This is a genomic window from Arthrobacter sp. M4 (assembly GCF_020251205.1).
Taxonomy (GTDB): Bacteria; Actinomycetota; Actinomycetes; order Actinomycetales; family Micrococcaceae; genus Arthrobacter.
On record NZ_JAIWYX010000001.1, the window covers coordinates 227842 to 253793 of the forward strand.

Sequence of the window (25952 nt, forward strand, 5' to 3'; positions counted from 1 at the left end):
CAGGATCCAAATACAAAAGAAAGTGCCCGTGCTCCTCTCAAGGAACACGGGCACTTCCTGCCTAGCCTGCATTGTTACCAGATGCTGACGCGGTCCCCAGGAGCGAGCCACATCTTGTCGCCCTCCGCTACATCGAAAGCCTCATGGAACGGCGTGAGGTTCCGCGCGATGGCGTTCGTCCGGAACTCGTTGGGAGAGTGCGGGTCGGTGGCCAGGCGCCGGACGGCCTCTTCAGTGCGGATCACCTGGCGCCATCCTGCAGCCCACGACATAAAGAACCGCTGCTTTCCGGTGAACCCGTCGATGACTGGTGGCTCTTCGCCGTCGAGGCTGAGCATGTAAGCCTTGTAGGCGATTGCGAGTCCTCCCAGGTCGCCGATGTTCTCGCCAAGCGTCAGCTTGCCATTGACCGTGTGTCCGGGGGCGGCATCCGGAGAAAGGACGTTGTACTGGTCCACAAGCTTCGAGGTGAGCGCCTCAAAGGCTGCCCGGTCGTCGTCGGTCCACCAGTTCCGGAGGGCGCCGCTTCCGTCAAACTGCGATCCTTGGTCGTCGAAGCCATGGCCAATTTCGTGGCCGATTACGGCGCCAATGCCCCCGAAGTTCACTGCGTCGTCGGCCTCGGCGTTGAAGAACGGGGGCTGCAGGATGGCAGCGGGAAAAACAATCTCGTTGAGCATGGGGTGGTAGTACGCGTTGACGGTTTGCGGTGTCATGAGCCATTTAGCCAGGTCCACCGGTTTTCCCACCTCGTCGAGGTGGCGGTCGACGTCGGCGCTATGGGCCCGCTCGACGTTGCCAAGGAGATCGCTGGCGTCAATCTCGACGGCGGAGTAGTCGATCCACTTCTCCGGGAAACCGATCTTGGAACGAAATGAATCCAGTTTCTTGAGGGCCTCAGCTTTGGTTTCTTCACCCATCCATTCCAGGGACGTGATGCTGCTCCTGTAGGCCTCGATAAGCCCAGACACAAGGGTTTGCATGCGGGCCTTGTGGCCCTCGGGAAAGTGTCGGGCCACATAGATCTGTCCAACCGCCTCGCCAAGCCCGGCTTCCACGACGGCTACACCGCGCTTCCAGCGGTCTTTGTTGTGCGGCGTCCCGCTCAGCGTGGTTCCGTAGAAGTCGAAGCTGGCGTCCACGAAGTCTGACGACAGGTACGGTGCTGCGGCGCCCAGGACCCGTACAGCCAGCCACTCTTGCCAGGCCTGCAGCGGTTCGCTCTCCAGGAGGGAGGCGGCACCTGTGAAGAACGGGGGAGTGCTGAACACAAGCTCCCCCCACTTCTCCCTCTCAATGTCCGCGGCGTCGAACCACGTGCCAAGAAGCGGGAAGAGTCCTGTGCCCTCTTCAGCGGTCTTGAGGTTGTAGGTCTTCTGGGGGTCACGAAGTGTCACGTTGTCCCAGTGGTGGGAGGCCAGGGACTTTTCAAGTCCGACCACGCGCGTGGCGGCGCCGGCGGCATCCCGGAGGCCGGCCAGTCCGAACATCTTCTCGATGTACTTGCCGTAGGCATCCACGATCGGGCCGAACTTTTCTTCCCGATAGTACGATTCGTCGGGTAGCCCCAGGCCGCCTTGTCCCGTGTATAGAAGCACCCGTTCCGGGTTGCCTGCATCAGGTGCGGGGTAGATCGAAAACAGGCCAGAGACATCTGCCCGGAAGAGCCGGCCCGTCAAAGCGACCAGTTCTTCAATCGATCCAGTCGCGAAAACCTCTTCGAGCCGGCCGAGGATCGGTTCCACGCCCTTGGCCTCCACCGTCGCTTCGTCCATGAAGCTGGTGTAGAGGGCGCCGACTTTTCGTTCAATGCCCGTGGCATCTTCGCCCTTGGCCGCTGCTTCCTCGATGATTTCCCGGACTGCGAGTTCCGCGCCGTCGCGCAACGCCGTGAAGGTGCCCTCGAGCGGCCGGTCATCAGGGATAGTGGTGCTTTTTAGCCATGCGCCGTTGACGTACTTATAGAGGTCGTCCTGCGGCCGCACGCTCTGATCGATGTTGGACAACGTGATCCCCGACTGTGGCACAAGTACTCCTTTGGTGCGACGCAGTGCAGCCGGCGTGACCACCGCTGCGGCGTCTGCATAGTGGACGATGCATGAGGTGTTGCAGTGTCATCATACGCAACCGTGTTACTGTGAAATGGTGCGTGCAGGAATGCTTCTCCTTAGCTGCCGCGGCGAGGCCTCAAACGCGATCTGACGCAAAGGCCCATCCTCGCTGCGGAGTTTTGTGTTGCCCGGCCTGACTTCAAGGAAAGATCTACAGCAAAGGCCACCAGACATGCATAACGCACAGCAGCCCTCCGGAATGCCCATCCACCGCTACATTCCGTTCCAGGACCAGATCAGCGTTGAACTTCCGGACCGGACTTGGCCCGACAAGGTCATCACCAAGGCACCGCGCTGGTGCGCAGTGGACCTGCGTGATGGCAACCAGGCACTGATCGACCCCATGAGCCCCGCCCGCAAGCTCAAGATGTTCCAGCTGCTGGTGAAGATGGGCTTCAAGGAAATTGAGGTCGGCTTTCCCTCGGCATCGCAGACTGACTTCGACTTCGTCCGCCAGTTGATCGAAGGAAGCCACATTCCGGACGATGTCACCATCCAGGTGCTGACCCAAGCCCGTGAACACCTGATCGAGCGGACGTACGAATCCCTCGTAGGTGCCAAGCAGGCCATCGTACATCTGTACAACTCCACATCCGTTCTGCAACGTCGTGTGGTGTTCAACCAGGACGAGGACGGCATTCTCGACATCGCGCTGCAGGGTGCACGCTTGTGCAAGAAGTACGAGGAAACCCTGGTCGACACGCACATCACCTATGAATACTCGCCGGAATCGTTTACTGGCACCGAACTCAGCTATGCCGTCAGGGTCTGTAACGCCATTGCCGACGTGTTCGAAGCATCCGCTGACAAGCAGGTCATCATCAACTTGCCGGCCACGGTGGAAATGGCTACGCCCAACGTTTATGCCGACTCGATTGAGTGGATGAGCCGCAACCTGCATCCGCGCGACGGCATCATCTTGTCGCTGCATCCCCACAACGACCGCGGAACAGGCGTAGCCGCTGCGGAACTGGGCTACCTGGCCGGCGCCGACCGGATCGAAGGATGCCTCTTCGGCAACGGCGAGCGCACCGGCAACGTCGACCTGGTGACATTGGGCCTGAACCTGTTCGTGCAGGGCGTTGATCCGATGCTGGATTTCTCCAACATCGACGAAATCCGCCGCACGGTTGAGTACTGCAACCAGCTGCCGGTCCCTGAGCGCTCACCCTACGGCGGCGACCTCGTGTTCACGGCGTTTTCCGGCTCCCATCAGGACGCCATCAAGAAGGGCCTCGAGGCGCTGGAGCGCGATGCCAAGGCTGCCGGGGTTCCGGTGGACGACTTCACGTGGCAAGTGCCGTACCTGCCGATCGACCCCAAGGACCTGGGCCGCAGCTACGAGGCTGTCATTCGCGTGAATTCGCAGTCCGGCAAGGGCGGGGTGGCCTACCTGCTCAAGAGCGAGCACAGCCTGGACCTGCCGCGTCGCCTCCAGATCGAGTTCTCCGGTGTGGTTCAGCGCCGCACGGACACGCACGGCGGCGAAGTCAGCGGCGCCGAACTCTGGAAGGACTTTGAGGACGAGTACCTGCCTTCCGCGGACGCCGGAGCGCAATGGGGTCGCTACGCCCTGGGGACGGTCAGCACGGAAACCCACGAGTCCGGAGACATGTCCCTCACCGCAAGCTTGCGTATCGACGGTACCCAGGTGCGAAGGACAGGCACGGGCAACGGACCCATTGCGGCCCTGTTGAGCATCCTGGCTGAGGACGGTGTGGACGTGCGTGTCCTGGACTACAGCGAGCACGCCATGTCTGAGGGCGGGAGTGCCAGCGCAGCGGCCTACGTGGAGTGTGCCGTGGGGGAGCGTGTGCTCTGGGGAGTTGGCATCGATGCAAACACCAGCACGGCGGCCCTCAAAGCTGTGATCTCGGCAGTCAACCGGGCGGTCCGCGACGCCCGGTCCTGAGCGGCCGCGGCCACTGCTCCCTAGCGCTGTCGTGCGGCTGCTCCTGTACGGAGGCCGCACGGCAGCGCAGGGACTATTCCGTCGCTCCCGGTTGCCGCGTTCTTTGGGTACAGAGTGGGAAGATAAGACGTGAACACCCAGTCATTCGCTGCCCGCTCCTACCGGGATGACGCCGTTGTGCTCCGCACGCACAAATTGGGCGAAGCGGATCGGATCATTACGCTGCTGACCAAGCATCATGGACAAGTTCGTGCCGTAGCCAAAGGCGTGCGCCGAACGAGCAGCCGCTTCGGCGCCCGTCTGGAGCCCTTTATGGTTGCTGACCTTCAACTCGTTTCGGGTCGCAGCCTCGACATTGTGACGCAGGCAGTGGCAAAGGGTGCCTACGGGAACAGCATTGCAACTGACTACTCCAGGTACACGGTGGCCGCTGCAATGACGGAAACAGCGGAGAAACTCACGGACGCCGACGTGGAGTCGTGCACCGCCCAGTACAACCTACTGGTGGGCGCCTTGGCATCCCTGAGCCGTGCAGAGCATCCACCGGAACTGATCCTCGACTCGTATCTCCTCCGGGCTATGGCCACGGGGGGATGGGCGCCAAGCTTTACGGACTGTGCCAGATGCAGTTCGCCAGGGCCGCACGACGCATTTTCTGCCCCGCTTGGAGGCATGGTCTGCGCGGACTGCCGCCCGCCCGGATCACCGGCGCCAGCCCCGGAGACGGTAGTGTTGCTTGGCGCCCTTCTTACGGGGAACTGGGCGACGGCGGATGTGTCCGCCGCCGTGCACCGCCGTGAAGCCGCCGGATTGGTGGCCTCGTACTTGCAATGGCACTTGGAACGGGCGCTCAAGTCCCTCAAACATGTGGAGCGAAGCTGACTGTGGCAATTGGAAGCAAAGGCAGGACCATAGCCGCCCGGACAAAGCCGGTGCAGGCGCCGTATCCCCATCCTTCCGGTGCGAAGCCGCCGGCGGTCCCAGCGGAACTGGTGCCGCAGCATGTTGCCATTGTGATGGACGGTAACGGCCGCTGGGCCAACCTGCGCGGGCTTCCCAGGATCGAAGGCCACAAGGCCGGAGAGCCTGCCTTGTTGGACGTTATGGCCGGCGCGATTGAGCTGGGCATCAAGTACGTGAGTGTTTACGCTTTCTCCACCGAAAACTGGCGCCGTTCCCCGGAAGAAGTGCGCTTCCTCATGGGCTTCAACAAAGAGGTGCTGCGGCGCCAGCGCAACCAGTTGGACGACTGGGGCGTGAGGATTCGCTGGGCCGGGCGCCGCCCGCGCCTGTGGGGATCCGTCATCAAGGAGTTGGAAGCGGCGGAGGAGTACACACGCGGAAACGACACGTGCACGCTGACGATGTGCGTCAACTACGGCGGCCGGGCAGAAATCACCGACGCAGTTACGGCTTTGGCAAGGGACGTCGCTGATGGGCGCCTGAGGCCGGGGTCCATCACGGAGCGAACTATCCAGCGCTACTTGGACGAACCGGACCTGCCGGACGTTGACTTGTTCCTCCGCAGTTCCGGGGAACAGCGTTTGTCCAACTTCCTGCTGTGGCAGTCTGCCTACGCAGAGTTCGTTTTCATGGACACCCTATGGCCCGACGTCGACCGCCGCACCTTGTGGGAGGCCGTGGAGATTTACGCGCGCAGGGACCGCCGTTACGGCGGCGCCGTGGACGCCGCCCCTGCAGCGACCTGACGCTACCTAGTATGGGTACGAGCCAAGCCAGAAAGCCAAGTCCCTGTAGGCCTGATGACGAACGGTCCGGCGGGACAGGAACACGTCGTGCAGTGCGCCCGGGTACCGGAAGACTGCCGTGCGGCGGCCCAGGCCCAGGGCCCGGCGGGCTGTTTCTTCGACGTCGATCACCGCATCGACTCGCATCAGTTCCGCAGTCCACTCTGTCTGGATCCGGGTTTTGTCCGAAAGCAGAACCAGAATGGGTGCGTCGATGTTCAGCTTGTGCCCGATGGCGGCGTGCCCTGCCAATACTGCCCGGCTCCATCCTGCCCGGATGGGGAACGATAGCCGCGGGCGCCATTCCTCATGGAGGGTCCATTCCCCGTGTGCTTCGTTACTGACGCTTTCCCAATAGGCAGGCATCTCCGGAAAGCGGAAAGGGCGCCGAGGATCGGTCCGTGCGAACGGTTCCACCAAGTGCATGGCGAGGCTGCGCACAAGGCTGCTGCCCTGCAACTCCAGCCATGGCGCATTGAGACTGAGCGTGCCCACGCGACCGGGATGCCGATCCGCCCAGAGCGCAGCGATCAGCCCACCGTACGAGTGCGCCAGCAAATGGAGTGTGACGGGCATTTCGCTATCGGATCGCTCTGCCACGTCCTGTTCGATTACACGAATGGCGGCGCCGATGTCCTCGTCATACACGGACAGGTCAGTGGTGTAGCCGGGGGTCTGCCACGTCCGTAGGCTGCGGCCGAACTTCCTGAGGTCCAGGGCGTAGAAATAGAAGCCAGACGCAGTCAGGTACTCAGCGAGCTCGCTCTGGAGGAAATAGTCGGCCCAGCCATGCAGGTACATGACGGCGCGCGGCGCCGTCGCCGGATCCTGGGTCAGATGCCGACGACGTCGGTGGGCCAGCGCCGACAAGCCGTCGAGTAGCCCGTGTGGGGGAGCGTCCAGGACCGGCCTGGAGTGGCGGACTAGCGTCGCGCACACTGGCCCCTCGTCGTCGGGAACCAGTTCGAGTTCGCGGGCGTGGAAGCCTTCCCCCAAGATGTCCGGCAACCACAGGTCCTGGCCGGGTTCGCCGGCCGTCATGCGCCGGCCTCGGAATGTCCCGGCAAGGTGTCGTAATCGACGTAGCCCCGGATCCAGCGTGCCAGCCTGGCATAGGCATCCGCCCGGACTGTTGCTGCCGAAAGAAAGACGTCATGCAGCGCACCATCCACCCTCTCCAGGGTGACTGAGGGTCCCAGGGCCATTGCCCTGATAGCCATGGTGTTAACGTCGAGGACGGCGTCTGAGCGGCGCATCGTTTCCTGCCAGACCATGCCGTTGGCGCTTGATCCTGACATGAGCACGATGACCGGAACCCCAATCTTGAGCCCGCGTGCCACACGCGAATGGCCGGCCAGCACCGCCCGCAGCCATCCGGCCCGCACAGGGAAGGCGAGCGGTGGCCGGTATCGATCGTCAAGGAACCATTCCCCTTCGGCGGAACTGCTGATGCTGCGGTAATAGAAACCGCGTTCGGGCAATCGGAGGACTGCCTGCGGGCGAAGCCTCGCCAGCGGTTCCACAAGTGTCCTTGCTGCGCGGCGAACCATCGAGTTGCCATGCATTTCCAGCCAAGGACTGTTCAGTACCAGGTATTGAACTACATCGGGATGCGCGCTTACCCAGAGCGCCGCGATGAGACCACCCGTGGAATGACCCATCAGTGTGACCGGGACCCGGGTTGAGTCGCTGCCGGACTCTTGGCAGGCCTCCGAACGGATGATCGCCACGGCCTGGGCGATTTCGGCGTCGTAGTCGTCAAGGTGGGCAACGTAGCCGCCGGGCGTTTCCGGGCGAAGGCTGCGACCGTGGTTGTGCATGTCCAGGGCATAAAACGTAAACCCCTTCCCGGTCCAAAACTCCGCGAGCTCAACGTTGAAGAAATAGTCGCTCCAGCCGTGGAGGAAAAGTACAGCCCGCCGGGGTTCAGTCTCCGCTGCGCTCTCCTTGTCAGTCCGCGGGACATGGCGGACCAAGGTCGCAAGCCGGGCCGCGCCATCGGAACTTGTGGCCTGGAACGTGCAGTTTTCGAAGTCCTCGCCGAGAATGTCGGTCTGCCACTCCATGGGAACAGCTTAGACACCCGCCGCAAGCGGGGGATATGTCCCTGATCCATTGCATACCCTCATACGGCGTCTCCGGTTTGGCTGCTGGCCCGGAAAACGGAAAACTGGAGTCATGCGTGTTTACCCCTACTTCTTCAAAGCTGCCTTTTCCTGGATGGATGCCGAAAAGGCACACAAAATTGGTTTCCACGCGATCAGGCTGGCCCACCGGACCGGAGCCGGCCGCATACTCTCCCGCATCACATCGCCGCACCCATCCCTGAGGACCGAGGCCTTCGGCCTGACCTTTCCATCCCCGTTCGGGCTAGCCGCTGGCTTCGATAAGGAGGGACACGGCGTAGAGGCGCTCACCGAGCTCGGCTTCGGCCATGTGGAAGTCGGTACGATTACCGGCCAGGCCCAGCCCGGGAATGAAAAGCCCCGCCTATTCCGGCTTGCCGAGGACCGCGCAGTCATCAACCGGATGGGTTTCAATAACGACGGCGCCAAGGCCGTAGCGCCGCGATTGGCGGCGGCGCGTGCGGCTCTTCAGCGGAAATTCCCGGATGTGCGGCCAGTCATCGGCGTCAACATCGGCAAGACGAAGGTCGTGGAGCTGGAGGACGCGATCGACGACTACCTCGTGAGCACCCGCAGCCTTGCCCAAGCCGCTGATTACCTGGTGGTTAACGTCAGCTCCCCCAACACCCCCGGACTCCGCCTGCTCCAGAACGTCGAGTCCCTTCGTCCATTGCTGAAGGCAGTGGGGGAGGCAGCCGACGAGGCGGCTGGCCGCCATGTACCGCTTCTGGTCAAGATCGCTCCTGACCTCAGCGATGACGACGTCGACGACGTCGCGCGGCTTGCGCTGGACCTCAAGCTGGACGGCATCATCGCCACCAACACCACCATCGGTCGGGAAGGCCTTCGTTCGGAAGCTCGCAAGGTGGACGAATGTGGCGCAGGCGGCCTCTCCGGAGCGCCGCTCAAAGGGCGCTCATTGGAGGTGCTGCGCCGGCTGAAGGCGGCTGTTGGCGATGAACTGGTGCTGATCGCAGTGGGCGGCGTCGAGACTCCCGCGGATGTCCAGGAACGGCTTGAAGCCGGAGCCACGTTGGTGCAGGGGTACACTGCTTTCCTTTATGAAGGGCCGTTCTGGGCTTCGGGCATCAACAAGGCCCTTGCGAGGCAGCGGCGCCTGGCAATGAAGAACTGAGTATTCCCCCGGGCTGAGCCTGCCCCCGCACGGGGTTGGTCCAGCGCATAGCAAGAGGCCCCGGTCATGAATCCTGCAATCCATGGCCGGGGCCTCAGCTATATGTGGAGCATGCTGTGCTCAGGACGGGTACTGACCGCGCTTAACTTGGGGTTTGGGCAGGCGCAGCTTGCGGAACTGCAGGGCGCGCATGGAGCCATACCAGACCGTTCCGCGTTCCACCTCACCGAACTTGTTCGCCAGGCGCTTGCGGAGTTGGCGAGACAGGATGAAGACATCCACAAAGACGGCGAGGAACATCACCCAGAACCCGCCAAGGACATAGATCATCTGTTCACTGGTTGACGGAACCGCCAAGGAAATCAGGACAAAAACCAAGGCGCCGAACATCAGGTATTCACCCAGGGTGAAGCGGGCGTCGACGAAGTCGCGGGCGAAACGCTTCTGCGGCCCCTTGTCCCTTAGCGGCAGGTATTTCTCGTCGCCGGTATCGAGGGCCTGCCTCATTTTCAGGCGCTGGTCCTGCATGGCAGCCCGCTCGGCTTCCTTGGAAGCCTTCCGGTCCGTGGGGACAAGCGGCCGCTTACGTGCCGCCTCCCGTTCCTTGCGCTTGGGCGTCGGTGCACCCTTGCCTGCTTGTGGGTCCCGTATGACGGGCGCCTCTGCGGGCTGTTCTATTGCGTCCTGAGAGCCGGGCTCTTCCTTCTTGCGTCCAAACACCAGAACAGAATACCGTGCGGCGCGCCACGAATTGCCTGCATGACTGCTTTTGCCGGGCCCGCCACGCAGGGACCTTCCCTCCACCAGATACCACCGCGACGGTAGTGTGTGGGCCATGACCTCCTTCAACGCGGAGACCCCGCACCAAGAGCCTTGGGATGCGGCGGCCAACATCCCATCCATTCGCCAGGCTGTGGACCGATCGTTTGGCCAGACACTGGCGACCTTGTCGGACCTTGTTTCCATCCCCGGTATCGCGTGGCCGAGTTTTGATCCCGCGCCATTGGAACGCAGTGCTGAAGCAGTGGCAGAGCTCATCCGCCGCAATGGCGTGGATGACGTCCAGATACTGCGGTGCCCCAAAGCCGACGGCACCCCCGGTGGACCTGCCGTCGTCGCGCGCCGGCCGGCAGCTCCCGGTAAGCCAACCATCCTCCTGTACGCCCACCATGACGTCCAACCCGCCGGAGATCCTGCGCTCTGGGAGTCGGAGCCCTTCACGGCAGAGGAGCGGAACGGCCGCCTATACGGTAGGGGAGCGGCCGACGACAAAGCGGGCATCATGGCGCACGTGGCGGCCTTCGCAGCCGTTTCAGAGATTCTGGGCAACGATTTCGGCCTCGGGGTCACCTTCTTCGTGGAGGGTGAGGAAGAAGCGGGTTCACCAACTTTCCGGACATTCCTGGAGACATACCGCGAGCTCTTGCATGCCGAGGTCATTGTCGTCGCAGACTCCAGCAACTGGAAGGTTGGCATTCCCGCTCTGACTACCAGCTTGCGGGGCCTTGTGGACGGCACTATTGAACTTAGGGTCCTGGACCATGCTGTCCACTCCGGGATGTTTGGCGGTCCAGTGCTGGACGCCCCGACGCTGCTGTCCCGCCTGATCGCCACCTTCCACGACGACGATGGCACCGTGGCCATCAAGGGCCTGGTAGCGCGGGACGACACAACAGTCGACTTGACGGAGGAAGAGTTCCGTGCGGACGCGTCCGTCCTGGAGGGCGTCAGGCTGGCCGGTTCGGGCACCATCGCCTCACGGTTGTGGACGAAGCCTGCGCTGTCGATTATCGGCTTTGACGCGCCGTCCGTTGCCGTCGCATCCAACACGCTCATCCCGACGGCGAAGGCCAAGTTCAGCCTGCGGCTGGCACCCGGCCAGGACCCGGCCGATGCGATGGACGCCGTTCGTCGACATGTTGAGGAACACGCCCCCTTCGGGGCCTCGGTGTTGTTCACCCCGGGAGAGCGCGGCAACGCCTTTTCCACGGACACGGAGTCCTCTGCGGCCCGCCTTGCAATGTGGGCTTTGGGAGAGGCCTGGGGCGTCGATGCGGTTGAAATGGGCATTGGAGGTTCGATTCCGTTTATTGCTGACCTTAAGGAGGTCTACCCAAGCGTCCAGATTCTGGTGACGGGCGTTGAGGATCCGGACTCCAGGGCCCACAGCGCCAACGAATCGCTGCACCTTGGGGACTTCCGAAACGCCATCCTGGCCGAAGCCCTGCTGCTGGCGCGGCTGGATGCAGAGGGCCTGGCAGACAATGCGGCGCTCGGTGAGGCCGTGGCCTAGCGCCCAACACGTCCCGTTGGGCGGGCAAATTCGGCTTTTGGGAACAAGCTGCGGCTGACCGTGGTTACGACAGAGGTTATAGCAATTGCGGCGTCCGACGTAGCATTAGCTATAGCCCGAAAGTAATTTCCGCGGGCCGGCGTCGCCACGGCGCCGCCGCTAGGAGCGTCATAAGAAGGTAGGCCGTATGAGCACCGCAACCAACCAGAACAGCACCGGAACCGAGACCGCAACTGCGGAAGAACTGCCCACGCACGAAGTCCAATTGACCGACGTCGCCGCCGGCAAGGTCCGGAGCCTGCTGGAACAGGAAGGCCGCACGGACCTGCGTCTGCGCGTAGCCGTCCAGCCCGGTGGCTGCTCCGGCCTGATCTACCAGCTGTACTTTGATGAGCGTATCCTCGACGGCGACGCTGTCCGCGACTTTGACGGCGTCGAAGTGATCGTTGACAAGATGAGCGTGCCCTACCTCAGTGGGGCCAGCATCGACTTCGAGGACACAATTTCCAAGCAGGGATTCACCATCGACAACCCGAACGCGGGAGGCTCCTGCGCCTGCGGCGACTCGTTCCACTAAGGAGCACAGGCTCTTGCTGCGGCAGTGCGCCGGGCCCGGTCATTACCGGGTCCGACGCACTGCCGCCGCGTGTGGGCGAAAACAGCCGTAGAGCGGTAAGCTCTACATCGGGTAGTAAAACTTAGTGTGCCCGGCGCGCGCCGACGCGCCCGACCGGGAGACAGCAACAAGAGGAAGGGCCGTCTGTGAGTTCGCAGAACCGAACCGGCAGCCGACGCAAAAAGATCATTTCGATCACTGGCTTGGCACTAGCCGGCGCGTTGGTTTTGACTGGATGTTCACCAGAGGTAGAGAAGGGTTGGTTGCCCACTGAGCGCGGCACCACCAACCACACGGACCGCATCATGGACCTCTGGGTCAACTCATGGATCGCTGCTCTGGCCGTTGGTGTCATCACCTGGGGCCTTATGGTTTGGTGCATCGTTGCCTACCGCCGCCGCAAGGGCACCGTTGGTTTCCCCAGGCAGATCAGCTACAACCTGCCGCTTGAGGTCTTTTATCTGACCATCCCGCTGTTCATGATCCTGGTGTTCTTCTACTTCACCGACCGTGACCAGCAGGCAATCGATGACCGCTCCAAGCCCGCCGACGTCGTCGTTGACGTCCGCGGCAAGCAGTGGGCATGGGACTTCAGCTACAAGAAGGGCTCCGTCGTCAGCGAAGACGTCTACGAGGCCGGCGTGCAGGCACACCTCACGGGCAAGGACGTGGATAAGGACAAGCTCCCCACGCTGTACCTGCCCGTCAACAAGTCGGTTGATGTCGAGCTGAACGCCCGTGACGTCATCCACTCCTTCTGGGTTCCCGCCTTCCTACAGAAGCGCGACATGATCCCCGGCAAGACCAACTACATCAGGTTCACCCCCACCAAGGAGGGCACCTACGATGGCAAGTGCGCAGAACTCTGCGGTGAGTACCACTCGGAGATGCTCTTCCGCGTCAAGGTTGTTTCAGAGTCTGAATTCAAGGCTCACATGGACCAGTTGCGCCAACAGGGCAACACGGGTCTCCTTGACGACAAGTACGACCGCAACCCGAACCTGAACGCAACGAAGTAAGGGAAGCGACGTGGCTGTTTATACACCTTCCGCGGGAGTCCTGGATGCTCCCGTAGTGCCCAAGTCCAAGGGACGCATCGTCGTCAACTGGATCACCTCCACGGACCACAAGACCATCGGGTACATGTACCTGATCACGTCGTTCGTGTTCTTCTGCCTCGGCGGCGTGATGGCCCTGCTCATCCGCGCTGAACTGTTCGAGCCTGGAATGCAGATCCTGCAGACCAAGGAACAGTACAACCAGATGTTCACCATGCACGGCACAGTGATGCTGCTGATGTTCGCGACGCCGCTGTTCGCAGGTTTCGCCAACGTCATCATGCCGTTGCAGATCGGTGCCCCGGACGTTGCCTTCCCAAGGCTTAACGCACTGGCGTTCTGGTTCTTCCTGTTTGGCTCCACCATCGCAGTGTCCGGCTTCATCACTCCGCAGGGTGCTGCTTCCTTCGGCTGGTTCGCTTATGCGCCACTGAACAACACCACCTTCACCCCAGGCGTGGGCGGCGATTTGTGGGTATTCGGCCTTGCCCTTTCCGGTTTCGGAACCATCCTCGGTGCCGTCAACTTCATCACCACGATCATCTGCATGCGTGCCCCCGGTATGACCATGTGGCGTATGCCGATCTTCACGTGGAACACCCTGGTGACCGCGATCCTGGTCCTGATGGCCTTCCCGCCCCTGGCTTCGGCGCTCTTCGCCCTTGGCGCTGACCGTCGCTTTGGCGCGCACATCTTCGATCCTGAGAATGGCGGTGCAGTCCTGTGGCAGCACCTCTTCTGGTTCTTCGGCCACCCCGAGGTCTACATCATCGCCCTGCCGTTCTTTGGCATCGTGTCCGAGATCTTCCCGGTCTTCAGCCGTAAGCCGATCTTCGGTTACAAGGGCCTTGTTTACGCAACCATCGCCATTGCCGCGTTGTCCGTGACCGTGTGGGCCCACCACATGTACGTCACTGGTTCCGTGCTGCTGCCGTTCTTCGCGTTTATGACCATGCTGATCGCGGTGCCTACCGGTGTGAAGTTCTTCAACTGGATCGGTACTCTCTGGCGTGGATCCATCACTTTCGAAACCCCGATGCTTTGGAGCATCGGCTTCCTGGTGACCTTCCTCTTCGGTGGTTTGACTGGCATCATCCTTGCCTCCCCGCCGCTGGACTTCCACGTCTCCGACTCCTACTTCGTGGTTGCCCACTTCCACTACGTGGTCTTCGGAACGGTTGTCTTCGCGATGTTCGCAGGCTTCTACTTCTGGTGGCCCAAGTGGACCGGAAAGATGCTGAACGAACGCCTCGGCAAGATCCACTTCTGGCTCCTGTTCCTTGGTTTCCACGGAACGTTCCTCATCCAGCACTGGCTTGGTGTTGAAGGCATGCCCCGCCGCTACGCGGACTACATGCCGCAGGACAACTTCACTTGGATGAACCAGTTCTCCACGATCTCCTCGTTTGTCCTGGGCGCCTCGCTTCTGCCGTTCTTCTGGAACGTGTACATCACGTGGCGGAGCAACAAGAAGGTTGAAGTTGACGACCCGTGGGGCTTCGGTGCCTCGCTGGAGTGGGCCACGTCCTGCCCGCCGCCGCGCCACAACTTCACTTCCCTGCCTCGAATCCGGTCGGAGCGCCCGGCACTGGACCTGCACCACCCGGAACTGTCGCAGTACCACACTGCCCACGAGCCTGAGCCGGTAGCGTCGGTGCTCGGCAACGCTGACCAGAAGGACACTAAGTGAAAATCGAATCGTGGCTCTTCGGAGCAGGAGTATTCTTCTTCATCCCCGTGGCCATCGTTTATGGCTTCCTGACCCACTGGTCTGAGTGGGTAGGCGCCATGGGCATTCTGCTCGTCGGTGGGCTGGCTGGCATGATTGGTGCCTACCTCGGCTTCACCGCTCGTCGTGTCGGGATGCGCCCTGAAGACCGCCCGGATGCCGAAGTCCACGAGGGCGCTGGCGAGCAGGGCCACTTCAGCCCGTGGAGCTGGTGGCCGTTGGTTCTGGGGCTGGCGTGTGCCGGTGGCTTCCTGGGCTTGGCTGTAGGTTTCTGGATCCTGTTCATCAGCGCAGGTTTCGCCTTCATTGCGCTGGTTGGCTGGGTCTATGAGTACAGCCGCGGAGATCACGCCCACTAACCCGGGTAAGTTGCTCTAATCGCCTGGAAGAGATCCCGGGTGTATATCTGACAAAGGGCCCCACCTCAGGTGGGGCCCTTTGTCGTGCCCGCATACGTCCAAGGGCGCACCGGACCCCCATGCCGGTGATTTATTCTGGACTTATGTATTTGTCCACGTCTGCCTATTGCCATGCCTGCTGACGCATCGAGCATTGCAGGGGAGATCGACCGCTCCAGCGGGATACCTATCTACATCCAGCTGCGGGAAATCCTGCGGAACTTCATCGGCCAGTCGTGCCCTCCTGGCTCTGCCTTGCCGTCCGAACGCGACTTGGCGGAGCGCTTTGGCTTGGCTCGCATGACGGTCCGCCAGGCCATTGATGCCTTGGTTGGTGAGGAAGTCATCGAACGCGTTGTTGGCCTTGGGACATTCGTTCGGAAACCCAAGCTTGACCTGCAGGTGAAGCTGACGTCCTACAGCGAGGAAATGCAGCGCCGAGGCATGGTCCCGGCGGCTAAGGTTCTCAGCTTCGAACAGATTGCCGCCAGTGCCTTCCTGGCGCGCGAATTGCAGCTGGAGGAGGGAACACCCCTCGTCCGCTTCCGAAGGCTCCTACTGGCCGATAACGAGCCTATGAGCGTGGATGAAAACTTCATCCCTGCCCACCGCGTGCCAGGACTCTTGGACGAGGGTCCACCCACCTCTCTCTACAACGTTCTCAGCGAGCGTTACGGTCTGGTCATGGAGTGGGGAGAGGACATGATTGAGGCAACTGCCGCGTCTCCTTCCACAGCACGCCTCCTCAATGTCGACGTCGGATCGCCCCTATTGAAAATCCAGCGCCACGCGTTTGTCGCCCGGGCGATGGTGGACTATTCGGTGTCCTACTACCGCGCGGATCGCTACAAGCTCTGGGTGCCCCTCCAGCGGCCTGGAGTTAGGCCGACGCGCAACTACTCCAGCGGCTATCGGAGCGGAACGTAGCCGCCGTGCCAACACAGCGCCGTGCCAATGCAAGCAGTGGCGGCAGGGAAACAAAACGCCGAAGGCCCCCGATCTTGAAGATCGGGGGCCTTCCGCGTTTGAACGTGTTACAGACGAGCTAGTGAGTCAGGCTCTTCTGATCTGCGCCGGCCTCAATGGCCTCGTGGTGACCGTGGGCGTGTGCGGCCTCGAGCTCTGCCGGAGAGGCAGGAGCCACGCGGTCCTCGAAGAACCACTTGGAGAGCGCCGCACGGCGCTTCTCGCTGCGCGTGACCACGCCATGCTCGTTCGGGACGGCCGGCAGCGGAGCAAGGGACTCAAAGCCCACCAGACGGTACCGCTTGTACTCGTCAAGCGGCGCGTGGACCTCGATGAATTCACCGTGCGGGAGGCGGACAATGCGTCCGGTCTCGCGGCCATGGAGGGCAATCTCGCGGTCCTTGCGCTGCAGGGCCAGTGCCACGCGCTTCGTCACGATGAAGGCGAGGATTGGTCCCAGGAAGAACAGGGCGCGCAGCCAGTAGGTGACGTCATTCAGGGCCACATGGAAGTGGGTTGCGATGAGGTCGGAGCCCGCAGCGGCCCACATAACGCAGTACCACGTGAAGCCTGCAACACCGATGGCCGTGCGGGTCGGAGCGTTGCGCGGACGGTCAAGAACGTGGTGCTCACGGTCGTCCTTGGTGATCCAGCGCTCGATCCACGGGTAGGTGAACAGAACCGTGAACAGGATGCCAGCGGGCACCAGGGCCGGAAGAAGCACATTCAGCGTCAGCGTGTGGCCGAAGACGATGTACTCAAAGTGGAAGTCGTTGACCACACCCGGCATCAGTCGGAGCGCACCGTCAACAAAGCCGATGTACCAGTCAGGCTGGGTGCCTGCGGAAACCGGCGACGGGTCGTAGGGACCGTAGTTCCAGATCGGGTTGATGGTGAATGCAGCTGCCATCAGTGCGATCACGCCGAAGACGATGAAGAAGAAGCCACCGGCCTTCGCAGCGTAAACAGGACCCAGCGGGTAACCCACAACGTTTCCGTCATTGCGGCCAGGGCCCGGGTACTGGGTGTGCTTGTGAACAACCACCATGAACAAGTGGATGACGATCATCAGCAGGATGATGGCGGGCACAAGCAGGATGTGCAGAACATACAGGCGGCCGATGATGGCCGTTCCCGGGAACTCGCCACCGAAGAGGAAGAACGAGATGTAGGTTCCAATCACCGGGATGGACTTGATAACGCCATCGATGATGCGGAGGCCGTTGCCGGAAAGCAGGTCATCGGGGAGCGAGTATCCGGTGAAGCCGGCGGCCATGGCCAGAATCAGCAGAACGCCGCCCACAACCCAGTTCATCTCGCGCGGTTTCCGGAATGCACCGGTGAAGAAGACGCGGAGCATGTGGACGCTCAGCGAAGCAACGAACAGCAATGCAGACCAGTGGTGGACCTGTCGCATGAACAAGCCGCCGCGCACATCGAAGGAGATGTTCAGCGAAGAGTTGTACGCGACGGACATCTCGACGTTGTACAGCGGGGTGTAGGAGCCCTGGTAGTGGGTCTCCGCCATCGAGGGGTCGAAGAAGAAGGTCAGGAAGGTCCCCGACAGCAGCAGGATGACGAAGGAGTACAGCGCCACCTCACCGAACATGAACGACCAGTGGTCAGGGAAGACCTTCCGGCCGAACTCGCGCAGGATGCCTGAACCGCCGACACGCTCGTCGACGAAGTTAGTGAAACGACCAACCTTCGTCTTGGCGACGTAGGGTACGTCAGCTGTTGATGAGGCGCTCATGCTCGTCACGCTCCCAGTAACTCGGTCCTACAGGTTCTTTGAAGTCGCTTGTTGCGACCAGGTAACCCTCGGCGTCCACGGCGATAGGAAGCTGGGGGAGCGGGCGGCTGGCCGGTCCGAAGATGACCTTGCATTCCTGCGTGAGGTCGAACGTGGACTGGTGGCACGGGCAAAGCAGGTGGTGCGTCTGCTGCTCATAGAGGGCAACCGGGCAACCAACGTGGGTGCAGATCTTGGAGTAGGCCACAATGCCGTTGTAGCCCCAGTTTTCGCGGCCCGGCGACGGGTTCAGCGATTCCGGGTTGAGGCGCATGAGCAGGACGACGGCCTTGGCCTTCTCGTTCAGCTTGCCCTCGTGGAGTTCGTTGAGCCCTTCAGGGATGACGTGGAAGGCGGAGCCTATCGTGACGTCCGAGGCCTTGATGGGCGTGCCGTCGGGGTCGCGGGTCAGGCGCTTCAGCTTCCCGTCTTGGGGTGCCCACATCGTGTGCGCGAGCTTCCTGTCGGGGCGCGGACCCAGGTCGCCGAAAACTGCCAGCGCGGGCAGCGGCGCAAGCAGAAGGGCACCGATGAGCGAGTTCCGAATCAACGGACGGCGCTTGATGCCCGTCTCTTCGATGATGTCGTCGACGATGCGTACTGCAGCCTTGCGGTCGTCTTCGGTGCGGATTGCGTGCCGCTCTTCGGAGACTTCATGGTCAGGCATAAGGGCCTTGGCCCAGTGCACGATGCCGGTACCAATACCGAGCATGGCAAATGCCGTGCCCAAGCCCAGCAGGAGGTTCTGGGTGCGGATCGTCGCGATGCTGGAATCATTGCCCAGATCGATGGCGAAGTACGCAATCAGGAAGACCACCGTTCCGATGACGGAAATGCCAAACAGAATGGCGACCTGGCGCTCGGCGCGCTTTGCGGCTTTCGGGTCCGTGTCAGCCAGGCGCAAGCGATGCGGAGGAAGTCCAGGATCCTGGAACTTCTCCACCTCTTCCTGACCAGCCGTAGCTACGGCGCCCGAGGGGTTCGGACTGCCGTCACTATGGTTGCCCATAATTCGCCTCATCCTTCTCTCGTTGTCTCGGCCAATGTGCCGAGTTGATGTTCAATTCCATGCTGCTTACGTGCAGCAAACGTTGTGTGGCGTACGCCCCTAGGAGGTGCGCGATGTCAGCCAGATGGTGAAGGCGATGATGACGCCCAGGCCGGCAACCCAGACAAACAGACCTTCAGACACAGGTCCCAGCGAGCCGAGGTCGGCGCCACCCGGGGAACCGTTTGCCTCGATCTTCTTAAGGAAGGTGATGATGTCCCGCTTGCCCTCAGGAGAGATGTTTGCGTCGTTGAAGACTGGCATGTTCTGCGGGCCTGTGACCATGGCCTCGTAGATGTGCTTGCCTGTGACGTCTCCAAGGGCAGGTGCGAACTTACCGCGGGTCAGCGCGCCACCGGCAGCTGCGGCGTTGTGGCACATGGCGCAGTTCACGCGGAACAGTTCGCCACCGGCGGCAGCGTCACCCTTCTCGTCAAGAAGGTGCTCTTCGGGGATGGACGGGCCGGGGCCCAGGGAGGCAACGTAGGCTGCCAGCTGGCGGGTCTGTTCTTCGTTGAACTGCTGCGGCTTCTTCTGTGCCTGCGGTCCGTTCATCTGCATGGGCATACGTCCGGTGCCAACCTGGAAGTCAACCGCCGCGGCACCAACACCGACCAGCGAAGGGCCGTCCTTGGTTCCGCTGGCGCCCATGCCGTGGCAGGTTGCACAGTTTGCTTCAAAGAGCTTCTTGCCCTCTTCGGCGTCACTTGCGCTGAAGCTCGTGGTCTCTGCCTTGGCCTGGTTGACCGTTGTTGCAATGGCGTACAGCCCACCAGTGAGGAGGAGTCCCATCAGCAGCAGCGCTACCGCTGCCAGTGGGTGACGTCGCTTCTGCGAAAGTGCCTTCACGTGGTGGTTCCTTTATTCGATCCTGCGTCGGCTCCGAGAGCCGCTTCTTGAAATTCTGCCTCTTGTAGAAAAAGAGTCAAAGCCGGTCTATTTGAGGACGTAGATGACCAGGAAGAGCCCGATCCATACGACGTCGACAAAGTGCCAGTAGTAAGACGTGACGATGGCCGCAGTAGCTTCGTAGTGTCCGAACTTCTTGGCTGCAAATGCACGGCCGATGATGAAGAGGAACGCGATCAGGCCGCCGATGACGTGCAGGCCGTGGAAGCCGGTGGTGATGTAGAAAGCCGAGCCGTAAGCGTTCGAAGACAGGGAAACGTGTTCTGAGACGAGCATGGCGTATTCAGTGCTCTGGCCCGCAACGAAGAAGCCACCCATGAGGAAGGTCAGGACGAACCACTCGGTCATGCCCCAGCGCGTGATCTGGAAGATCCCACCCGTACGGCGCGGCTCCAGGCGCTCAGCGGCGAACACGCCCATCTGGCACGTAAAGGAGCTCGCAACGAGCACGATGGTGTTGACCAGCGAGAACGGGAAGTTGAGCTTGGCCGTCTCTTCGGCCCACAGCGCACCGGAAGTGGAACGCAGGGTGAAGTACATGGCGAAGAGGCCGGCGAAGAACATCAGCTCGCTGGACAGCCACACAACGGTTCCAACGGAAACCAGATTTGGCCGATTTAGCGTGGGATGTGCCGGGGTACTGGGGGCATGGGTCACAGATGTCACAAGGACATTATGTCGGTAAAAGTCCGCACATCCCAACGCGAACCGCGTTTTGGCGAGACTTTTTCTACAAAGACGCGAAATCGCGCGGAAAAGTTCCCAACATGGTTCACATTGGTCTTGGGGTAGGTCCGTCGATAGCATCAGCACGTGACTTCTCCGGCTTCCGCTTCCCCCTCTGCCAGCTCGTGGCCGCGGCTCATCACCGCGCTGATCGATCACGAAGACCTGTCTGCGACTGAGACCGAGTGGGCGATGAACACGATCATGGCCGGTGACGCCACTCCATCGCAGATCGCAGGGTTCCTGGTCGCACTGCGGTCGAAGGGTGAGACTGTGGAAGAAATCACAGGTCTTGTGGAGGCAATGCTGGCCAACGCTAAGCCGGCGCCCATCCCGGGAGAGAAGCTGGACATCGTTGGCACCGGAGGGGACCGCCTCAACACTGTCAACATATCGACGATGGCGGCGCTCGTTTCTGCCGGTGCGGGCGCAAGGGTTGTCAAGCACGGAAACAGGGCATCGTCGTCGTCCGCTGGCTCTGCCGACGTCCTGGAGGCGCTGGGCGTCCGGTTGGATCTCTCCATTGAGCGGGTCCTCCGCAACGCAGAGGAGGCGGGAATCACTTTCTGCTTTGCGCAGGTCTTCCATCCCTCGTTCAGGCACACGGCAGTTCCGCGGAAGGAACTGGCAATCCCCACCGCCTTTAATTTCCTCGGCCCGCTGACAAACCCGGCCCGCGTTCAGGCATCGGCTGTCGGAGTCGCCAACGCCCGCATGGCGCCTTTGGTGGCGGGCGTTTTGGCACGGCGGGGGAGTCGCGGGCTGGTCTTCCGCGGCGAGGACGGATTGGATGAGTTGACGACGACGGGGCCGTCGACTGTTTGGGAAATCCGCAACGGCGAAGTGGCCGAGCAGCGCTTCACGCCGTCGGACCTTGGCGTGGCTCCGGCAACGGTGGCCGACCTCCGGGGCGGCGACGCGAGCGCAAATGCTGCTGTCGCCAGGGCCGTCCTGGACGGCGCCAGGGGGCCCGTCCGGGACGCGGTGCTGCTTAATGCGGCGGCGGGCCTTGTGGCCTTCGAACTTGAAGCGGATGGGCCTCTGGTCGATCGCATGAGAGGTGCTTGGAAGCGGGCGGAAGAGTCCATTGACTCTGGCGCCGCAGCGCGGATCCTGGAGACGTGGATCGGGCTGTCCCGGAATTAAGGCGCGGTGGCCCGCTGGGCACCTGCCGGGCTTTGACTACTGCTCGAAGCCCAATGAAAATGCTGCGTCGAGATCGTGCCGTGAATAGGCTCGGAAGGCGATGTGTGTGGTGGTGTGCACTACGGCGGGAACTTTGGACAGACGGTCGGCGATCACATCCGCCAGGTCTTCGTGCTTGGCGACGCGGGCTACGGCGATGAGGTCCCATTCGCCGGTGACGGAGTAAACCTCGCTGATGCCGTCGATGGCGGAAATCTCCTCGGCCGTCTCAGGAATGCGTGATGCGTCGGTCTTGATGAGCACAAAGGCAGTGATCACTGGAGGCCTTTCGGGGAAGCGTCACGGACGAATGCAAGCCTAGTGCATTGGATCGTGCCGTAGCTCAGGAGTTGCGGCGACGAACCATGATCACCAGGGCAATGATTGCCCGGTAGCCAATCAGAAAGACGGCCAGGCTGATAGTGGCCACGATGATGAACGCAAAGGCGATTCCCTGCCCGGTTACCGCCCGAAGGATCATTCCACCGGCTACTGCCGCCAACCAGACCACCACGCCACTCGGCCATATCCCCAACGGCGAGCGCCACGCGCGTACGATGAGCCAGCCAATGGTGGCTCCAGCCAGGAACGGCCAGGCAGTTGCCAGAATTCCAAGGACTGACTCGCCCCGCTGGTGGGCGTCCCGGCCTATCGCGGCGAAGACGATGATGAGGATGGCGTCGGCAGCCGCAGCAACGACTGCCGGGGCGTAGGTGGATTTGGCAACGTCAGGCATGCATTCGACACTAGCGCCAGATGGCCGTTGGAACCCAAAATCCCCACTTGTCTTGTGGCGCCGGCTATGGGTGTTCATTGGGGCATCCGGCCGATAGTCTCTGACTCGTGACGAGCGGGCGGGTGCACTAGAGCGGCAAGACCGGGGGGACTGGCCCTGAAGGCAGAAGGGTGATCATCGTGCAGAAAATTTCGACGTGCCTGTGGTTCGATGACCAGGCCGAGGACGCAGCAAATTTTTATACAAGCATTTTCAAAAACTCCGGCATCCAGGACATCAGCCGTTATGGGGATACAGGCCCCGGAGAACCAGGGCGCGTTATGACTGTCCAGTTTCAATTGGAGGGGCGCGAATTTACGGCCCTCAACGGCGGACCGGCCTTCACGTTCAACGAATCTGTCTCGATGGTAGTCGACTGCTCCTCCCAGGATGAGGTTGACGCCTATTGGGATGCCCTCACAGCGGACGGGGGACAGGAGAGCCAATGTGGCTGGCTGAAGGACAAGTTTGGGCTGTCGTGGCAAATCATCCCTAATGCCCTGCCGGAATTGCTCAACGGACCCGATCCGGAAGGTGCGCGGCGCGCCATGGAAGCGATGCTCCAGATGCGGAAAATCGACATCGCGACACTTCAGAAGGCGTACGACGGCGACTGGCCCGCCTAGGGGCCGCCGTCGGGCTTTCCTGCAAAGTCCTGGTCCCACGGCAGCTGCGTTTCCACACGACCTGCCGTCGGGGCTGTTCCGGACGGACGAATTACGGCAAGATTCCGTGTGTACGGCCAACCCGGCCGCACTTACTCCGCCGGTGGACTGGCACCGGGAAGCGAACACACACCGGAAAAGCGAACAAGGAGAACTCTGAAAAATGGCTACCCTTCTCAATCCCTACCTTGGTTTCCGTGACAATGCGCGCGAGGCGATGAAGTTTTACCAGTCAGTGTTTGGCGGGGAACTGAACATCAGCACGTTCGGCGATTTCCAAGCCAGCCAGGACCCTGCAGAGCAGGACAAGGTCATGCACGCCATGCTTGTTGCCGAAAACGGTTTGGTGCTTATGGGGGCGGACACCCCTAACGCGATGGACTACACGCCCGGGAACAACTTCTCGGTCTCCCTCAGCGGCGAGGACGAGGCCCTGCTCCGCGGTTACTGGGACAAGCTGGTAGACGGCGGCAACGTCACCATGCCGTTGGAAAAGGCGCCTTGGGGCGATACATTCGGCATGCTCGTCGACAAGTTCGGCGTCGCCTGGCTTGTCAACGTCAATGCCGGACAGGCAGATGCCCAGCCATAAATTAGTCGGCTCCGGCAGCTTTCCCGCCGGCGCAAAGATTCCGTCAAGATCAACAAGGACACCGGCCGCCTTCGGGCGGCCGGTGTTATGTTCTGCATCATCGGGAAGCGCTTCACACGTCCTCAGGGAGAGCACCAGTGAGCAGCATGAGCAGGCCTCCAGCGGATCCGTCGGAGTTACGCCGCAGCCGAAAGGCTAGATTCAGGTCCTGGCTGCTGTTCGGTCTCCAAGACTCAAAAGGCTCCCACCAAGGTCCTGGGGCTGTCCCTACGGCCCACGAGAGGACACACTCGTGGTGGCAGGTGATGTGCCTGACGGGTGTGGACTACTTCTCTACCTTGGGTTACCAGCCGGCCATCGCGGCCCTGGCCGCGGGGGCCATCTCCCCGCTAGCCACCTTGGTCCTTGTTGCCGTGACACTTTTCGGAGCCCTGCCTGTCTATCGCCGGGTGGCAGGGGAGAGCTACAAGGGTGAGGGTTCCATCGCCATGCTGGAACACCTTCTGTCACGTTGGTTGGGAAAGCTGTTCGTGCTGGTTTTGCTTGGCTTCGCTGCGACCGACTTCATGATTACCATGACGCTTTCCGCGGCAGACGCTACAGCCCACCTGGTGCAGAATCCGTTCTTTACCAGCTGGCTGCAGGGCGGCACTGTTCCCATCACGCTCTTCCTGCTTGCGTTGCTGGGGGCAGTTTTCCTCAAAGGCTTCAAGGAAGCCATCAGCGTTGCGGTTGCACTGGTGGGGATCTACCTGGTGCTCAATGTGGTGGTGGTTGCCACAACCATCGTCGAGGTCTTGATGCGCCCGGCTTCCGTAGGGGATTGGTGGACATTGCTGAGCACTTCGCACGGGAACCCCCTAATGGCCGTAGCTATCGCCCTGATTGTCTTTCCTAAACTGGCCCTGGGTTTGTCAGGGTTCGAAACCGGTGTGGCAGTGATGCCCCAGGTGCGCGGAGAAGAGGGAGACACCGAAGAGAGCCCTGCAGGACGCATTCATGGGACCCGCCGACTTCTCACTACCGCAGCACTCATCATGAGTTCTTTCCTCATCACGAGCAGTTTCACGACGGTGATCCTTATACCGGAGCAAGAATTCGAAGCGGGAGGCCAGGCCAATGGGCGTGCCCTGGCTTTCCTGGCCCATAAGTATCTCGGGGCTGGCTTCGGCACGGTCTACGACTTCAGCACTATTGCCATTCTTTGGTTTGCGGGTGCTTCAGCCATGGCCGGATTGCTCAATCTCGTACCGCGCTACCTGCCGAGATACGGCATGGCTCCGGAATGGGCACGCGCTGTGAGACCGTTGGTTTTGGTGTTTACGCTAGTTGGTTTCCTGATTACTTTTGTGTTCAACGCCGACGTCGACGCTCAGGGCGGCGCGTACGCCACCGGCGTCTTGGTCCTTATGACTTCCGCCGCCGTTGCGGTTACGCTTTCGGCTCGCCGAATGAAGCAACGGGGAAGGACCGTTGGGTTCGGTGCCATCGCCGTCGTTTTTGTATACACGACTATCGCCAACATCGTGGAGCGGCCGGAAGGCATCCGGATTGCGGGCTTCTTTATCCTCGGCATAGTTGCGATTTCCTTGCTGTCGCGGATCATGCGGTCCTTCGAACTGCATGCAACCCACGTCCGGCTGGACAGGCCGGCGCTGGAGTTCATCACGGAAACGGAATCCGGCCCCATCGGAATCATTGCTCACGAGCCACTGCGGATGTCCGCCGAGGCATATCGGGACAAGCTGGCTTCTGCTATGGCAGTGAGCCACCTTCCCGAAGATTACCCCGTTGTGTTTCTGGAGGTTATTGTTGACGACTCATCAGATTTTGAGACTCCATTGGACGTCCATGGCGTCCATCGCCACGGATTTAAGGTGCTGGAAGTCCACGGGCCCGTGGTTCCGAACACCATTGCGTCCGTATTGCTGCATATTCGGGATGTCACTGGGTTGATGCCCCATATCTATTTCCGATGGACGGAGGGAAATCCGGTCATGAATCTCCTCCGATTCCTATTCCTGGGGGAGGGCGAAATAGCGCCTGTGACCCGTGAAGTACTTCGTCAGGCGGTGCCGGACGTGACCAATCGTCCGTGGGTGCATGTGGGGTAAGGCAATCATTCACAGATCAATCGGCTCAAGGATGCAGGCACGGGACCTACGGGT

General features: G+C 61.5%; 24 protein-coding genes. 14 read left to right on the plus strand and 10 right to left on the minus strand.

Features of this window, described 5'->3' with window-relative positions; all coding sequences use genetic code 11:
• Window positions 1-74: 74 nt before the first annotated feature.
• Entirely contained in the window at window positions 75-2027 is a 1953-nt protein-coding gene (locus LD110_RS01060; RefSeq protein WP_225495719.1) for a M13-type metalloendopeptidase, read from the minus strand.
• Between the two features lie 256 nt (window positions 2028-2283).
• On the opposite strand from LD110_RS01060, the gene leuA reads away from it, so the two are divergent.
• The 3 genes from leuA to LD110_RS01075 all read left to right on the plus strand — a co-directional run bounded on the left by leuA (window position 2284) and on the right by LD110_RS01075 (window position 5732).
• The gene (gene leuA, locus LD110_RS01065) at window positions 2284-4023 is read left to right on the plus strand and encodes a 2-isopropylmalate synthase (protein ID WP_225495721.1); all 1740 of its coding nucleotides are present in this window, start codon (window positions 2284-2286) and stop codon (window positions 4021-4023) included.
• Between the two features lie 129 nt (window positions 4024-4152).
• On the plus strand, window positions 4153-4905 hold the full coding sequence (recO, locus tag LD110_RS01070; protein WP_225495723.1) for a DNA repair protein RecO: 753 nt from the start codon (window positions 4153-4155) through the stop codon (window positions 4903-4905).
• Window positions 4906-4907: 2 nt separating this feature from the next.
• Window positions 4908-5732, plus strand: coding sequence for an isoprenyl transferase (locus LD110_RS01075; protein ID WP_225495725.1), 825 nt, complete (start codon window positions 4908-4910; stop codon window positions 5730-5732).
• Window positions 5733-5738: 6 nt separating this feature from the next.
• Here the strand turns inward: LD110_RS01075 and LD110_RS01080 are convergent, their stop codons facing one another.
• Complete coding sequence (locus LD110_RS01080) at window positions 5739-6812, minus strand: alpha/beta hydrolase (protein ID WP_225495727.1); 1074 nt, start codon at window positions 6810-6812, stop codon at window positions 5739-5741.
• Window positions 6809-7837 (minus strand): alpha/beta hydrolase, encoded by a 1029-nt coding sequence (locus LD110_RS01085; protein WP_225495729.1) that lies wholly within the window; start codon window positions 7835-7837, stop codon window positions 6809-6811. Before LD110_RS01085 ends, LD110_RS01080 begins: the two co-directional genes overlap by 4 nt.
• 112 nt (window positions 7838-7949) lie before the next feature.
• Here LD110_RS01085 and LD110_RS01090 point away from each other — a divergent pair, with 112 nt between their 5' ends.
• On the plus strand, window positions 7950-9032 hold the full coding sequence (locus LD110_RS01090; RefSeq protein ID WP_225495731.1) for a quinone-dependent dihydroorotate dehydrogenase: 1083 nt from the start codon (window positions 7950-7952) through the stop codon (window positions 9030-9032).
• 120 nt (window positions 9033-9152) lie between these two features.
• Here the strand turns inward: LD110_RS01090 and LD110_RS01095 are convergent, their stop codons facing one another.
• Entirely contained in the window at window positions 9153-9752 is a 600-nt protein-coding gene (locus tag LD110_RS01095; protein WP_225496400.1) for a DUF3043 domain-containing protein, read from the minus strand.
• Window positions 9753-9867: 115 nt separating this feature from the next.
• Between LD110_RS01095 and LD110_RS01100 the strand changes: the two genes are divergently transcribed.
• The 6 genes from LD110_RS01100 to LD110_RS01125 all read left to right on the plus strand — a co-directional run bounded on the left by LD110_RS01100 (window position 9868) and on the right by LD110_RS01125 (window position 16053).
• Window positions 9868-11325 (plus strand): dipeptidase, encoded by a 1458-nt coding sequence (locus LD110_RS01100; RefSeq protein WP_225495733.1) that lies wholly within the window; start codon window positions 9868-9870, stop codon window positions 11323-11325.
• Between the two features lie 187 nt (window positions 11326-11512).
• Window positions 11513-11902, plus strand: coding sequence for an iron-sulfur cluster assembly accessory protein (locus LD110_RS01105; RefSeq protein ID WP_225495735.1), 390 nt, complete (start codon window positions 11513-11515; stop codon window positions 11900-11902).
• Window positions 11903-12087: 185 nt separating this feature from the next.
• A complete protein-coding gene (gene coxB, locus LD110_RS01110; RefSeq protein ID WP_225495737.1) occupies window positions 12088-12960 on the plus strand; it encodes a cytochrome c oxidase subunit II in 873 nt (290 codons plus the stop codon).
• A 10-nt stretch (window positions 12961-12970) separates the two neighbouring features.
• Window positions 12971-14689, plus strand: coding sequence for a cytochrome c oxidase subunit I (gene ctaD, locus LD110_RS01115; RefSeq protein ID WP_225495739.1), 1719 nt, complete (start codon window positions 12971-12973; stop codon window positions 14687-14689).
• Entirely contained in the window at window positions 14686-15087 is a 402-nt protein-coding gene (locus tag LD110_RS01120; protein WP_225495740.1) for a cytochrome c oxidase subunit 4, read from the plus strand. The genes ctaD and LD110_RS01120 overlap by 4 nt, the downstream gene beginning before the upstream one ends.
• Before the next feature lie 171 nt (window positions 15088-15258).
• Window positions 15259-16053, plus strand: a complete 795-nt coding sequence (locus LD110_RS01125) for a GntR family transcriptional regulator (RefSeq protein ID WP_225495741.1) — start codon at window positions 15259-15261, stop codon at window positions 16051-16053.
• A 118-nt stretch (window positions 16054-16171) separates the two neighbouring features.
• On the opposite strand, the gene LD110_RS01130 is transcribed toward LD110_RS01125, so the two are convergent.
• The 4 genes from LD110_RS01130 to LD110_RS01145 form a co-directional block, all read right to left on the minus strand.
• Window positions 16172-17845: a ubiquinol-cytochrome c reductase cytochrome b subunit gene (locus LD110_RS01130; RefSeq protein ID WP_225495742.1), complete on the minus strand. Its 1674-nt coding sequence runs from the start codon at window positions 17843-17845 to the stop codon at window positions 16172-16174.
• Window positions 17823-18893 carry a ubiquinol-cytochrome c reductase iron-sulfur subunit gene (locus LD110_RS01135; protein ID WP_225495744.1) on the minus strand — a complete coding sequence of 357 codons (1071 nt, stop codon included), beginning with the start codon at window positions 18891-18893 and terminating at the stop codon, window positions 17823-17825. Before LD110_RS01135 ends, LD110_RS01130 begins: the two co-directional genes overlap by 23 nt.
• 99 nt (window positions 18894-18992) lie before the next feature.
• Window positions 18993-19781, minus strand: a complete 789-nt coding sequence (locus LD110_RS01140; protein WP_225495746.1) for a c-type cytochrome — start codon at window positions 19779-19781, stop codon at window positions 18993-18995.
• Window positions 19782-19868: 87 nt separating this feature from the next.
• Entirely contained in the window at window positions 19869-20507 is a 639-nt protein-coding gene (locus tag LD110_RS01145; protein WP_225495748.1) for a heme-copper oxidase subunit III, read from the minus strand.
• 147 nt (window positions 20508-20654) lie between these two features.
• On the opposite strand from LD110_RS01145, the gene trpD reads away from it, so the two are divergent.
• Window positions 20655-21713, plus strand: coding sequence for an anthranilate phosphoribosyltransferase (trpD, locus tag LD110_RS01150; protein WP_225495750.1), 1059 nt, complete (start codon window positions 20655-20657; stop codon window positions 21711-21713).
• Between the two features lie 36 nt (window positions 21714-21749).
• Here the strand turns inward: trpD and LD110_RS01155 are convergent, their stop codons facing one another.
• Together LD110_RS01155 and LD110_RS01160 are read right to left on the minus strand one after the other, a co-directional pair.
• Window positions 21750-22031, minus strand: coding sequence for an Lrp/AsnC family transcriptional regulator (locus tag LD110_RS01155; RefSeq protein WP_225495752.1), 282 nt, complete (start codon window positions 22029-22031; stop codon window positions 21750-21752).
• 64 nt (window positions 22032-22095) lie between these two features.
• The gene (locus LD110_RS01160; protein ID WP_225495753.1) at window positions 22096-22488 is read right to left on the minus strand and encodes a DUF3054 domain-containing protein; all 393 of its coding nucleotides are present in this window, start codon (window positions 22486-22488) and stop codon (window positions 22096-22098) included.
• A gap of 179 nt (window positions 22489-22667) precedes the next feature.
• Here LD110_RS01160 and LD110_RS01165 point away from each other — a divergent pair, with 179 nt between their 5' ends.
• From LD110_RS01165 to LD110_RS01175, 3 genes are all read left to right on the plus strand, one after another.
• Window positions 22668-23153 (plus strand): VOC family protein, encoded by a 486-nt coding sequence (locus LD110_RS01165; protein WP_225495754.1) that lies wholly within the window; start codon window positions 22668-22670, stop codon window positions 23151-23153.
• A gap of 202 nt (window positions 23154-23355) precedes the next feature.
• Window positions 23356-23784 carry a VOC family protein gene (locus LD110_RS01170; protein WP_225495755.1) on the plus strand — a complete coding sequence of 143 codons (429 nt, stop codon included), beginning with the start codon at window positions 23356-23358 and terminating at the stop codon, window positions 23782-23784.
• A gap of 137 nt (window positions 23785-23921) precedes the next feature.
• The gene (locus LD110_RS01175) at window positions 23922-25898 is read left to right on the plus strand and encodes an amino acid transporter (RefSeq protein WP_225495756.1); all 1977 of its coding nucleotides are present in this window, start codon (window positions 23922-23924) and stop codon (window positions 25896-25898) included.
• The last annotated feature ends 54 nt before the right edge of the window (window positions 25899-25952 follow it).